9 protein-coding genes are annotated in these 14,430 nt (G+C 44.9%); 4 read left to right on the top strand and 5 right to left on the bottom strand.

Going from position 1 to position 14,430, the window contains the following annotated elements; genetic code table 11:
- Positions 1-41: 41 nt before the first annotated feature.
- From M9194_RS13380 to M9194_RS13360, 5 genes are all read right to left on the bottom strand, one after another.
- Positions 42-1,496 carry an alkaline phosphatase family protein gene (locus tag M9194_RS13380; protein WP_250613179.1) on the bottom strand — a complete coding sequence of 485 codons (1,455 nt, stop codon included), beginning with the start codon at positions 1,494-1,496 and terminating at the stop codon, positions 42-44.
- The gene (locus M9194_RS13375; protein WP_250613178.1) at positions 1,483-2,004 is read right to left on the bottom strand and encodes an iron transporter; all 522 of its coding nucleotides are present in this window, start codon (positions 2,002-2,004) and stop codon (positions 1,483-1,485) included. Before M9194_RS13375 ends, M9194_RS13380 begins: the two co-directional genes overlap by 14 nt.
- Positions 2,004-2,549, bottom strand: a complete 546-nt coding sequence (locus M9194_RS13370) for an iron transporter (RefSeq protein WP_250613177.1) — start codon at positions 2,547-2,549, stop codon at positions 2,004-2,006. Before M9194_RS13370 ends, M9194_RS13375 begins: the two co-directional genes overlap by 1 nt.
- Before the next feature lie 17 nt (positions 2,550-2,566).
- Positions 2,567-3,979 (bottom strand): 4Fe-4S binding protein, encoded by a 1,413-nt coding sequence (locus tag M9194_RS13365; protein WP_250613176.1) that lies wholly within the window; start codon positions 3,977-3,979, stop codon positions 2,567-2,569.
- A 96-nt stretch (positions 3,980-4,075) separates the two neighbouring features.
- Positions 4,076-5,632 (bottom strand): alkaline phosphatase family protein, encoded by a 1,557-nt coding sequence (locus M9194_RS13360; protein WP_250613175.1) that lies wholly within the window; start codon positions 5,630-5,632, stop codon positions 4,076-4,078.
- 572 nt (positions 5,633-6,204) lie between these two features.
- Here M9194_RS13360 and M9194_RS13355 point away from each other — a divergent pair.
- The 4 genes from M9194_RS13355 to M9194_RS13340 all read left to right on the top strand — a co-directional run bounded on the left by M9194_RS13355 (position 6,205) and on the right by M9194_RS13340 (position 14,351).
- Complete coding sequence (locus M9194_RS13355) at positions 6,205-7,506, top strand: MFS transporter (RefSeq protein WP_250613174.1); 1,302 nt, start codon at positions 6,205-6,207, stop codon at positions 7,504-7,506.
- A 395-nt stretch (positions 7,507-7,901) separates the two neighbouring features.
- A complete protein-coding gene (locus tag M9194_RS13350; protein ID WP_250613173.1) occupies positions 7,902-8,171 on the top strand; it encodes a DUF1496 domain-containing protein in 270 nt (89 codons plus the stop codon).
- Between the two features lie 472 nt (positions 8,172-8,643).
- Positions 8,644-13,305, top strand: a complete 4,662-nt coding sequence (locus M9194_RS13345) for a hypothetical protein (RefSeq protein WP_250613172.1) — start codon at positions 8,644-8,646, stop codon at positions 13,303-13,305.
- 158 nt (positions 13,306-13,463) lie between these two features.
- Positions 13,464-14,351 (top strand): LysR family transcriptional regulator, encoded by an 888-nt coding sequence (locus M9194_RS13340; RefSeq protein WP_250613171.1) that lies wholly within the window; start codon positions 13,464-13,466, stop codon positions 14,349-14,351.
- The last annotated feature ends 79 nt before the right edge of the window (positions 14,352-14,430 follow it).

Genomic DNA, 14,430 nt, shown 5'->3' with positions numbered 1-14,430 from the left:
AGCCAAGCACCAGATTATTTGATGGGTGGAAGTGGCGTGTTTTAGCTCGCCGCTTTCCTAACCAAGCCCGTATTGGGGCTAAGAATTAACGGCGTCACATCTGGCTTAACCGCAAAGTCAAACATCCCTCTTAGCGAATGAGCAAACTTATCAGCCGTGTGCTGGCCTAATACTCCTAACCCCCAGTTGTATTCAATAAACTTCAAAACTGATCCTTGGTCCAACTGGCGATGCGATACATAGTTGTGCTTTGCCCAAGGAGATACCAACAAGAAAGGTAGCCTTGGCCCATAACCTATTCCGTTCATCGCTTTAGGCTTGTTCGGTGGCGTCACATGATCATACCAACCGTCGTTGTAGCTCCAAACAATCATTACCGCCGTCGATTTCCATGCTGGTGATGTCATTAAGTGATTGATGGTTTTCACAATGAAGGCTTGTTCGTCTTTTGGTGAAGACACACCAACACGACCACTTTGGCCCGTTTTCGGCGATAAGAAACTGACAGAAGGCAACTGATCACGCTCTAGTGCTTTCCAAAAATAGCGTAAATCATATTGATGGTGTGCTTTATCAGAGTGCCCTAGCATCGCTATCGAAGATGGTGGTAAATGATGTGGATTAGCGGTTGCAGCAAAATACTGAAAAGGCTCGCTAATTGGCTGGTAATTGGTAATTAACGAGCCTTGTGAATTGAGCGATTTTCCGCTTAGCTCTGCTTTACCGGGTTTCGTCCAACCAGATGGCTGAAATCCGCCTGAAAAATAGCCCCAAGTGACATGACGATGATTCAACAAATCACCAATATTTTTTCGTGTGTAGCTGACTTTAAATCGCCCTTTACTGGCATCATCATAACGCGGTGGGTTGTCTTGAATTAACGAGTCACGAAAGCTAACGCCCGGGCTTAACTTAGGTAAAACGCCCTTATTCGTGCCCGCAATGAGATCCACCATACCGCCAGCTTCCGTGGTGTAATTGGATGCAAACAAGTGATCGGCCATTGCATAATGCTGAGCATAATTCCACAGGGCAGTCACCGAGTTGCCATCGTAATACCCCATCACAGAGTTGGGAAAGCAACCATCGTCGTTAATACCGCTAGAAATGTCATAGTCTTTCCAGATAAACATATTGTTGCGACCATGATTGTAAGAACGTTTTTCCGCATACACGCCATGGCCTGAATCACAGGTTGGCTCTTGTGGTGCCATTCGATACGGGTTACTCAAATTAGGGTTATGTTGAAGTATTTGTTTGGTAAAGCCATCCACTTGCGGTGTGTCTTTTGCCGCGTGAAATGCATTTTCCCCTGCTAAGTTCAGGGCCTTGGGGTAAATACCGAAATAGCGGTCAAAGCTCTGGTCTTGAAGAATTAACACCACTAAATGTTTAATTGGCGTACGCGGCTGCGGCGTGGTAACCGTTTTAGCCACTGCCGTTCCCGCTACAGCAAACAAGCCGATTGCCGCTGCCAACTTTTTAATAACCGCCATGTTTGCCCGCTCCAAAAAATTCAAAGGTGTAGTGTCTAGTAAACGGCTTCCACCATGGGTATACGCCGGGCCCTGCTTTGTCATGCTCAAAGTAGCCATTCGCCGTGGGTGGCTGATAGTAGTTAGTGACGAAATACTTCCCAGGCCCATCCAGTTTTAAGTTCACGCCATAATGTGGCCCGCCTTGGGCAACCATCGCCAAGTAATAACCTTGTTGTTTCCAGTGACTGCCTTGTTTCGTTACTATGTAGTGGATTTTTAAGCCCGCAATCCAAGCCGTCGGGGGAAACCCTTGTGGGTTGCCTGGTAGGGCATGTACATCCGTTTCTAGGTGAATATCAGGGTGTTTTGTCATCCCTTTGACCTTTGGCGACATCGTCACGCCTTGGATAAAACTCGCCCCCACTTTCATGCCGTTAATACCGATATCTGGGCCAAATACAACGTTGAGTGCAAATGACGAATAGCTGGTTAAACACAGAGCAAACAGCAACATTAAACGCTTCATTATGCTTTCTCCCCAACAACACCATTTTTGGCAAGAGTGAAGGTGTAAGTTAAGTGAAATGGTTTCCACCAAGGAGCGACGCCTGTTGCTTTATCAGTATGTCGGTAAAAGCCGCCGTAATAAGGCGACATATAATCAATTTCCCACTGATAGACACCCGGCCCATCAAGCAGAGCTGATACACCATATTCAGGGCCTTTGATGGTCAAACGCATCGGGGAGCGAAGCGTTTTATGCCACGGCGAGCCTTGTTTGGATAACTTATAAGTCAACACACAGTAAGGGATAAAGTCATTGGTGATAAAGCCATTCGGATTCATCGCATTGGCATTCATCCGACTAAATAAGGTGTATGTCCTTTTAAGGGGCTTGTGTTGAATTTGAGCACTGGAATTCGCACTCTGCTTGCTAGTCTTAGCCACCACACCGTTGGATAAATGCATCCCTGCAACATCTTTTGCTCCCAAGGTCAAAGTTTGCGCTGATGCAAATGAACTCCACAAAAGAGCACTGCATGACACCCAATAAAACAGCCGATACTTCACCTATTACTCCTATTTTTTTAAAACAACTGGTAAGACGGGAAAATACTCCACAGCGTTACCGTAGAAATGAAAAAGCAGCCCAAGGTAATCACACCTGAGCTCAAAATACGTCTCCAGCAACTTTTGTGATTTTTTGCCACCCAGCGAAACGCAATCAATAAATTAAACGTCAATGCCACGACAACAAAGCTAAGCTCAATGTCGACCATAACCTGATGGCCTATCCATTGATGCAAAGAGCTGATTAGCGTGCTGCCCAAACCAAGCAATATGCATAGCATCGCCAAAGGCGAAAACTGATAACCAAAGGTGGTCAGTCGGTGAATCCATGAAGTGCGAACATCGTTTTTAAGTAACGCAGCGCCTGCAAGAGAAAGCGCGAATAAAATCAGCGCCATTAACGCGGCGAACCCCAGCATAAAAAGGCTGATAGACACAAAATCGAGCCACAAGTAGTGCTGATCAATGGCTGCATTTTGATTCATCAGCCAAGCGGGGCCTTGACTGAACATCCCCATCCACTGATGGTTCATTGCCCACTCCCCTAACGCTTGGCGAAATTGAGCATACAAAGGGCTCGAACTCCAAATAAAGCCCGCAATAGCTAATCCTGGGGCAAACCAAATAAACGCCAGCTCTGAGCTGCAAGGAGAATGACGGTCTATGTATTCAATCTCTGATGCTGGAGCACGCAAGGTCAAACTTAACCCACCACGTGCATTGGGCTTAATGCAACGGGCACACTTGATACAGTGGCGTGAGCTTTGCTTGCTACGAAGTTCGATACTGGTTGGGCATAATCCGTGGTCGCGATAGCCTTCTTCAACCTTTTCTTTGTTAGCCGGATCGATACTCATGACCCCAATTCGAGAAAATACACCTAGCACAGATCCAATCGGGCATAAGTGGCGACACCATACACGCCGAGCCACACCACGCCCAGATCCAAAGGCTAGCCCACAAGCAACCGCAAGGGCGAATATGATGGCAAAGAGCAACAAAGCGCTGCGCAGATCATCTCTCACATCGAGTGTTTGCGCCCAAACGGTCACGATTAAAAAACTGAAAGCCGGTGCTATGGGGTGTTTAATCCAGTTAGGCGGGTTCAATCGGCCACCAATGCGGCTCACCCACTCGCTTAACGCGCCCAACGGACACAGAGCGCCGCACCACAGCCGGCCAACAAACAACACAGAAAGTAATGTACCCGGATACCAAAACCCCCACAGCACCCATTCACTAAACAACTGGCCGTTGTTCCATGGGGTTTGCCATTGAAAACGCGGATAAGGACCAAAAAGGGGCAAAACCAATAATGCCACTAGCGATAGCAACATCAATATCTGGATGGCCGGAAAGAGTTTTCTTAATTGAAAGAATCGCAGCTCTAACTTGAGTTGCCACTTTGCTTTAACCACTGAATAGTTCATAGACTTAACACACCCAAAGCACGCTTACCTAAATGGCCTCGGTGAGAGTCACTTAGGTAAATGTAATGCCGTAGCCATTGGCTACGGCAATCAAGATTAAGACACTACTTCACCCGTTTTAGGGTTCAGGAACAATTTTGCATCAAGCTGCTTTTTGTGGAAGTTAAACATATGATCCAACGTACCCGAATGAACATCCATTGAGTGCTTGATATGGCCTAGTTGCCAGTTGCGCTCGATGAAGTGAATGATGGACGCCTGATCGGTCAGGGTGTGATCGACATAGTTTTGTTTCGCGTAAGGAGAAATCACCAACAGCGGCAAGCGAGGGCCATAACCAGCACGGCCTTGTTCATTAGCGTAGTGGTTTTTCGGCGGCATCACATGGTCGTAATAGCCGTCTGAGTCATCGTAGGCGATGATCACTGCGGTGTGTTTCCAGCTCGGCAGTTTTTGTAAGCGGTTAATCGTGCGAACCAAGAACTTCTGCTCATCTAGTGGATTAGAGTAACCCGCATGGGCATCCTCTACCCCTTTTGCTTTCAAGAAGCTAACCGCAGGCAAATGACCACTATCAGCCGCTTTCCAGAAGGTTTTTAAGCTATATTGATGGTTTGCCTGATCCGTTTTACCCACCATCGCAATGCTGCTTGGTGGCAGGTGATGTGGATTTGATGTGGACTTGAAGTATTGGAACGGTTCATGGTGTGGTATGTAATCTTTCTTTTGGCCACCGAACACATTGGTACTGACAGCATCACAAAGTGCAACGCCCGACTTGGTGCGGCTAGTTGGATCAAACCCACCTTCAAACCAACCCCATGTTACGCCTTTTTCATTCAGCAAGTTACCAATATTCTTACCTTGAATATAAATCATGCCGCCATCTTTCGCAGCGTTGGCTTCACCCTCTGTGGCTTTAACCGGGCTAGAATAGGAGCAATCGTCAAAACGAGGATTCACATCGCCCACGAGGTTGCCATTAACCACATCAGGCGCGTTGGCAGGAAGAGCTTTACCTGTCGTTCCTGCCACAAGGTTAAGTGCACCTGGCGTTGATGGGCCAAAAATCGTACCGTAGGAGTTGTCATTGAGTGAAAAGTTTTGCGCGTAGTTCCATAGCGCCGTCACTGTATTGCCATCATAGTAGCCCATGACTTCTCGCTGGCATTCCTTGGATGTCTTATTCCCCGTAGCGCTGACAAACTGATTCACTAAGCCGCCGTTATACGCTTCTTGCTCTGCTTCATACTCGTGATCTTGGTCGCACGGCTCCTTGCTACGAGAAAGCAAAAATGGGTTGTAACGGTTTGGATTGTGCTCAAGCAGCTGCTTAGTTAAACCGTTGACAGGTGGCGTACCCGGTTTGGCATGGAACGCTGGCTCGCCTTTAGGGTTGGTTGCATGAGGATAAGTGCCAAAATAATGATCAAACGAGATATTTTCGTCAAAGATAACAACCACATGCTCAATCGGCGTTGTTGTTTTGTCTTTGGACTGTGGCGTTGAGTGAACCGTTGTAGTTTCCGTTTTCGCCGCGCTTGCATGATCACTATTTGAATCCGCTTGTAGATAAGAGCAACCACTTGCTAATGAAGCGATTGAAATAGCAAGAGATGCCGCTACGAGCGTCGGCTTAAATTTCCTAGTCATAATTGGTCCTAGATTTTTTGCTTCCAGTTAACTGGCAACTATTTGAGCCGCCAACGATTGCTCGAAAGGATAAAATCCAAATATGGAAGATTTATGACTTTTTCATGACAGCTGTCGGTTCAAAAAAACACATACAAAACAACAGCCTGTATAATTATTCTCTTGGTAGTTCAATGTATTACAAACTTGGGCCCAGCAAAACTCATCCTATTCACACTACCTATAAATGTTACAGTTTGAAATATTTAGAAATATTCACTACCTAAGCATTGATTTTAAGAATGTGTTTGTGGTGAGCCAGTAAGCTTGCCAAAGCAACTAACAACCCACCCTCTATTTAGAATTGCAAAATCTAATATTCCGCTTAATTTTCGCGCGAATAGTTGCAATTTATAAAACATTTAACAAATTAGAAAAGATGTGTGATCCACATTAACCTAAAACACACCACTGAACACATTATCTTGACAACAATATTACACCCTTTCATTTTGGATACGTATTCATAAAAACAAAAATTGAGCAATGATTAGAGTCCGTTGATCCATCAGACGATGACTAAGGAGAGCAAGATGCCACAAAGTGCAACGACAAACGCACCTTCTGAGCCCGTGATCGGTATTGGGTGGTCTTTTAGCCGAAGAATGTTGGCTTTTATTTCAATTATGATGGTGTACTTTTTCTATGATCTTAACTGGATGATAGACGGTAACATTCGCCACTCGCTTATCAACACCTATGGTTTCTCCTTTACTCAAGTGAGTATGATTTTTAGTGCTTTAGAACTAGGAACCATTCCAGGCACGTTGATCTTTGGTGTTATCGCCGCGAAAACAAGTAAAAAGCGCACACTAATGCTAATTGCATTAATGATGGGCACCTTCACTCTGCTACCACTTATCTCTCCTGGTAGCTTGCAAGTATGGCTAGGCTCGCGTTTTATCGCAGGCTTAGCACTAGGCGGATGTTTTGGGACGTCTATTGCTTTGGTAGTCGACTTATTTCCTTCTAAAAGCCGTGCCATACTCGCCTCTATCCTGTTTAGCTCATTCGCCATAGGTATTCAGGTCTCAGGCTATATGTACAGCATTATGGGCAGCAGTGGCTGGAAACTATTACTCACCATTTGTGCGGTCGGGCCGTTAATCGGCATGATTGCGGTCGCATTATTTGTTCCCGATGATTTCCAACACATGAACCAACTTCGCAAGAAACAACGTAAAAGCTCGGGTAAAAGCGACATGTCTTACGTGTCCATGTATCGCAACCACACTCGTATAGGCGTTAGCGTTCTCCTCCTCTCCGCCTGCAATTTTCTAGGCTACTCTTTATTTAATAACAATAGCTTACATTATATGACCGACACGCTACATCTTTCGCAAAACGTAGCGGGAGAAGTCTTTATGAGCAGTGGTCTGGGCCTTTTCATCGGCTACTATTTTTGGGGAATTATGGCCAGCTGGATAGGAAGAAAAGTGGGGCTAATTGGGTTTATCATTGCTGCCGTTTCGATGCTCTTGTACTTAAAAATTGGTGCGAATCATCAAGCGCTTCTCTACCCTTTCTCGTTTATGATCGGCTTTGGCTTCGGCAGCACATCTTACTGGGGCGTTTTCTACACCGAATTGTTTCCAGAAAAATACCGCCCTATCGCTGCTGGCATCTCATTTAATGGTGGCCGACTCGCCACATCCTTCGCCATCCCTGCGATTGCCGCTTCATCGCATGGTGATATGTCAGTGGTATTTATTTGGTCTATTGCCGCCGTTATCCTGGGTGCCATCATCTGGTCAACATTGCCGGAAACATTGTCTAAATCCAAAAAGAATACGAATGCAAATAAGAAGCTCATCAACATAGAGAAAGCTGTTTAGTTGGACCATCCTTCTAACTCTTATGCTAGCAGTTAGAGAATGGGGCCATACACGGTTCCATTCTCGCCCATACCACTTAGACTAACGTTAAAATAGGGCTTTCAGTAATTTTGTCGCCCACTTACGATGATTTCTTCTGGTTGAGGCTGTATTTTGGTAATTGCCATATCACAGCACAACATCATTGCAAGAATACACAAAGTAAGATTGGCTTAATAAGTTATAGTAGTAATGATATAAGTTTAAATGGTTTTACCCAATTGAATTTATAACGATGGCAAACATAACCACGGTGATAATATACCCAAATTTATTAAAGAAAAGGTCATACAATAGCATTCACACAATCAATAAAAATATATAGCAAGCCATTATATTAAAAGGAATTTAAAGTTATGAAAGTACGTTTACTTATTATAGTTGCTATATTATTACTCATTTCTATTTTAATATTACCAAGTACTGAAAATAATAATGCAACAGCGCATAATGATGCTTCTTCTTGTTATTATAAAAACAAGAAATACCATATTGGGCAAACAATTAAAGTACTTGGAATCAACACTAAATGTTCTTACATAGACAAACCCTACTTTAGTGGTCACTCCTCTTACATTTATGGTGCCGCTACCCATGCTGCGACTCGCTGGATAAAACAAAAGTAATCACTTTCATCCCTTCTGTGTCACTACGGAGCAAAGAATACTTCTCTTCACACTTATCACGCAACAATTGTGCATCTATGCAAAGCAATGTGCGCAAAAGTGGGATATACCTTCACCTCTGCATTATTTATTCTTACATCAACAATATGTTTAATTTTCTTGATGATTATCAATTTATTATGAGTATTTAAGCCAGTATATCGTGTGGACAGTGCCCACTAAGGGTAAAGCGGAGACCGAATCGTTTCACAGCCCTTTTTCTCTTAATAACGTCAAAAGTCATATTGATTGGGCCTCATTGAGCCCGAGTCCAAGTAATGGATACACCAAAAAACAAGGTTGTTTTTGCAAGCGAAAGACAAACTTGATTTTGGCACTCTGCCTCTACCCAATATCTTTAGGTTTGCCTTTCAGAAGTTAATGTACATGCAGATAAGGCAGGTATCTGCATATCTAGTGTTAGGTATATAAGATGTCTCAAAAACAACCCGAGCCGAATAATCAGACGTTAAGAGAAAAATTACGATCTCAATTAAAGTCCATTCTCAAACAACCTACTGTGATCGAAAAAGAACTGAAAGCCTTCGATAAGGTGCTATCTCGACGAGCGTTTTTAACCAAATCGGGAAAAATTGCCGCGCTGACGGGACTGGTCTCGAGTGGCATGGTGCCAACAGCGTGGGCCAATTATACTGGTGATAGTGACTATGATGTGGGCGCGCCGGAAGACAATGGCATTACGCTTGAGGAGCAAGCCAGTGAATCGGCGGTGGTGTATTTAAAGGCAACAACCGAGTCCTTTCCGGTACCAAATGTATTCAATGAAGTCGCGCCTCAATCGGTTGAAGAAGGTATGCATGCTGGTTTTGAATCGTTTACGCCCTTTATTAAAACCGAAATGGTCGCCGATACGGACGCGGTGTTTTCCGACCAAAATTATAGTTATGGCGAAGCTGGATTTGCTCATTTTACCAGCAGCCAACAAAACAGCACATTCGATACATTAACGATTTTTGAGAGAGATTTTGTCAGCACAACGGGGGCCGTTGCCCACAATGGTTATCGAGAAACCAATCTTGATATTAGCGAATTTTCCGAAGCCGATGACGTTCAGTTTAAATCCATTCGTAACCTGTCTTGTGCGTACCACAATCTGGTACAAAATGGGAAAAAATCAAAACGCTTGGCCTTTGTGGTTGAGTGCAGTGACTCGTCTTACTCCATTCTCTACAATTTCGGTGACTATGATTACGGTGCGTATTTAAGCAAAGCACAGCTGGAAGCTATCAACCAGCAAGAGGCGAATCAATGGGTAAAGATACCCCTTCATGACCTTATTTTAGATAACTGGGAGCATAGAGATACCTTCCTTGCCGCCCTACATAATCAAGGCGAAATCCTCCAAGATAACGTGAAGTACCAAGTCAGCACGAACTGGACCATCACCAATGATGGCCAATCCTATGCGGTGTTTAGCTACATGAGCACACCACAAGGCGGTGACAAAGTGAGTAATGCCTCGGGGGTAGTGTTACAAATAACGCCTGGTGGACGGATTGACTGCCGGATTTTTCATGGGGATTATGACCAAGGCATTCACGCACAATTTATACCTAGATTACTATTTGTTGACAAGAGTCATGGCGTAAGCCTTCCCTATTATTATTGGTTGGCACAGGACAACACCAGCGACAATGTTTCTCTCTATACTATGACCGGATTGAACGGTATAAACAAAGTTGACTCTATCTACGGCACTCCAGTGGTCCAGGGACTCAATACCTTAGTGATCCCAGACTACGCCAAAGGAGAGTCGTGGTCTGAATCGAGCTTTAAAGTAGGTAACACGGTAAGTGGCAATGTATTGGTTGGCGATATTATTCATATTCGCACGCTGTATGATTCAGGTGACACAGACCAATCCAGCCGCACTAATCGTGTTCATCAGATAATACTACCTCCGGAATGCTACACCCTTGGTCCATGGGAATTGAACCTCTGTGATTACACCAATGTGGATGGCAACAGCAACCAAAATGGCTACACTGGTCACCCAATTAGCACACCAGAAGTGGGGACAGGATTAATCAACGCCAATTTTGTTGGAACAGGCACCGCCGGATGGGGTGATTATGGTTATGATGGCTGGGTACCATATATAACTTCAATATACCCCTATCGAAATAAATTTGGTAATACCCACATCATCGCCGTTAGCCGTGATGGTTTTGCTTTCTATTATGAGCCTTATGTGGGTGGACCTCAGCAGAGTGCTCATTGGTGGCAGGAGGACGCAGGAGGAGATGCCTTTAACAAAATACTCTATGGCTGCTATTTCATTGGTCAATTTAATACCCTGACAACACCAGTGCGAGGCAACGACCAAGTGGCGTATTTTGGGGTGAGAAAAACCTCTAGCATGAGCACCGGCATGGAAGTGAGCCTAAATGTCATGGATTTCACCACTAAAGCTTGGCATAAGTCAAAAATCTGCAGCGAGCGAGCGGTGACAACCAGTGTATCCTTGGGTAAGGATACGAAATCTGCTGGCCAATTTACCTTAGAGCCGCTCAATCAGTACCATTTGCCTGCCCAACTGGAAGACAATCAATACTATCAACTCAATACGCACAAATCGATGAAGCTGCTTGACCCGTATGAAGGCACACTGCATGCCATCAGTCGATTCCACAGCGTTATCATGAGACCGCCAAGCAAAACGTTGCAAAAAATCAAATTGGCGTTGCTCGATTGTACACCCAGCAGCTACTTTTTTGCTCGGGTCGTGACCATGGATGACTCAACGGTGAGTAACGATGGAGCCATGAGCCAAGTCACCCAAGCCATTGACTGGCAAGCGTTTCAGCCGTTAATCGCTGCGGCGCATCGCTACCAAACAACCAGCGAAAGTGACCTAGACACCTTGCAAAACAAAGTCGCCCAGAGCCGTTCTACTGGCCATATTACGAAGTCTCAGTTAGCCCAAGCCATGAATACGTATGGGCAAAAAGCGCTCAGTGGTGTGGTGACCAACCCCAGTGCCACATCATTACCCAGTGCATTGGCGGTGGGGGTGAACCCCTACAACGACTGTCTTTTATCGACATCGTCACTCAACGCGAGTACTGACTCGAATATCAGCGCTGGAATACAAATATCAAACAATGTGCAAGGCAACGCGGTCGGCTTAAACTTTATCTCAACCGTTGCCGGGAGTGGCACAAACGTGAGCGACTCATGGGGCGGGTTTAGTGTCGAAATGGGCACAATATTGCACAGTGCACAACATGTGTCTGAGATTTTTGACAGCGCAGGCAAAGTGATTAAAGGCGTGGGCGACAAATCCATTGATTTCAGTTATGCCCCCTCAGCCAGTGGCAGTAGCGCTGAACTAGAGGGCTTCTTTTCACACATCATCCACGCCGCAGTAGGGTGGCTTAAGAAGGAAGCAGAGAAAGTCGTCCACTATTTTAAAACGCACTGGATTGAAATCCTTGATTTGCTCATCGTGGGCGTGCTGGTCGCACTGCTTGGGCCAGTAGGCTTGGTAATTGGCCTTTTGCTCGATGCGGTCATTGATGCCCTGATTTTATGGTCGACAATAAGCAAGTTAGCGGATGATTTTACCGATACCATGTCAGATAGCACAATGTGGAACACATTAGGTCAACAATCTCTTCCAACTGAGGTGTCTAGTACCATAAAAAACGCGTTAGATAGTGGGCCAACTAACAGCACTCATGCCCGCGCGCTATGTAACAGTACTCAAGCGCATCAAAGTATCAACTCGGCTCAGTCTTCAGGACAAATGGGCAAACATCACACCAGTAGCTCAGCCACCCATACGACCGACTTATTACACCGACACATCCACGATGCCTCACAATCGCCAGTTGCCGATGGGGTCAGTATTAGCCCGATTAGTATTACTCTTCCAACCAACAGTCCGTTAAATTCCTCAAACTCAAGCCAAACATCAGTGTACAATTTAATGTTAAAAGGCATGACTGACACAGTGAATAAACTTGACGGCCAATTTACTTTTTCTCAAGCAACCCCTAACCCGGTGAGTAGTGCCATCGAAGCCTTAGCCTCGATTGAATCGATGGCGACATCGTTTCCATTCAGTGGAGATAGCAGCTCTTTCTCTCAAGATTTCGGCAACATCTATACAGGTATTCAAAAAAAATTTTACGCCCTGAACCAGCTAAGTGGAGACAATACATTACAGATTGAGATTAACAACTGTGGTCCAATTGTATGGTTTATCCATTTCTTAAAAGCAGTAATGAGCGATGGGGAATATGCGCCTGAAAGTGAAGCGTTATTGGGCATATCCAGCAGCATCACACTCGATAATGGCGATTTCCAGAGCTATATCTATATCCCATGTATTTGGTTGACGACCTATTTTCTCAACGGATTTAGCACCAGTGGCGCACTCTCGACGTCGTATTATTCCGATGTGAGCAATGCATTGGGCCAATCTGATTTGCTTGGTGGCACGGAAACCGTGAGTCAAAACAAAACCTATATTACCGCGACACAAATATGGGATTTTATCTCTCGAACCTTAGAAATCGCGTGTTGGGATGTAATTACGTCAATTAAATCAAACGACAATGACGATACCCCAACTTATCCGTTTAGCTGTGCGGGCAGCGCGTTGTTATTTATTCGAGTAGCGCTATCAATATGGCCGTCATTAGCGGTCACATTCAGTGGAAAAAACCAATCCGCGTTGTCGGGGTATTTTTTGAACTTCCTTACGCCGTTTAATGTGTTAGATTTTTCTTTTACCGCTTTGAAACTCGTATTTACGATAGATAAGAGCACTCTTTCCTCAAAGCTTTGTGGCTATGGACACTTGTTGATGGGCTTGTTAGGGGTGGTGGAAGCCATAGGCAAAATGGCAGAAGAAGGCGCGGAGCCCAACGACCTGTCTGCTCCAGGGGGACTGTCACCTAATGAGATCCTTGCCGGAATATCAACCATATTATTTAAACTCAAACCAACGATATTGACGACTTTGGGGTTTGCCGCCGCCGATGATAATGAAGCTGCAGATGTCGGTGCCGTTGCTGTGATAGTACTGATGGCAATTGGGCTAGACCTTAAGATTAGCTCTCTATAATAAAAATCATATTAGGTTCACCATCATATGGCCGATGGTGATACCTATTTTGAACCCCAGAATTGATAGAAATCTTATCTGGATGAAGTGCAGACAATAATAATTGTGCTGTTCGTTGATTTTCAGTCACAATAACGAAAAGCATCTAGGAGCTTGACATGAACGAACAAGGGATAGAGTGGAATGATATTCCATTCGTACTTGCGGTATGCGAGACGGGTACCCTGTCGGGCGCTGCAAAAAAATTAGGCGTGCACTATTCAACAGTCCTACGCCGTATTGAAGGTGTCGAGTCGAAACTGGATGTCACGCTATTTGAGCGTTCTAATACGGGATACATAATGACACCCGAGGGCGAGCGTTTTTATCATCGAGCTATTGCCTTGCGAAATCAGATTGATGGCATTCAAAATAACATAGCAGGACAAGACACCAAACTCGAAGGCACTTTGGTAGTGACGACTACAGATACACTTTTGTATGTCCTTTCTGAAGCGTTCGCACAGTTTCAAGAGCAGTATCCAGAAGTAGAACTACGCTTGCTAACTGGCTCTCGACGCCTAGATTTGGTGCAAAAAGACGCCGATATTGCGCTGAGGCCAACCCTGACTCCTCCAGAGCATTGGATTGGGCGCAGTCTTGCGACACTTTCCTACGCCACTTATGCAAGCCAAGAATATATCGACAAAATGGCGCAGCTTACGAGCGATAAATATCACTGGATTTCCTTAGTCGATGACCTTAATCGTTCCGAGATGAATAAAATGACTCAAAAACTCAAACACCCCGACGCAAATCGCACCACAGCCAGTTCATTGATGAGTGTTTATGAGTTAGCCATCGCGGGGAACGGCATCGCGGCATTGCCTTGCTTTTTAGGCGATTACGGTGGTAGATTGCTGCAAGTACATGAAACCATGAGCGAGTTTAACTGCGATCTGTGGTTACTCGCGCACCCCGACATGAGGCGAAGCGCAAGAATTAACGCCTTTTTCGAATTCATCACCCCACTAATTCGAAATCAGCTAACGAGTAACAAGAAATAGACTAAGCTCAATCGTTCATCTATTTTCTTCTAAACCATTGATAGAGTTACTCAATCCAAGCTGTGCATTTTTGCCACAG

Source organism: Vibrio sinus (genome assembly GCF_023634645.1).
Lineage (GTDB): Bacteria > Pseudomonadota > Gammaproteobacteria > Enterobacterales > Vibrionaceae > Vibrio > Vibrio sinus.
The sequence above is the reverse complement of the archived record's forward strand: the minus strand, read 5'-3'. Positions and strand labels throughout refer to the sequence as shown.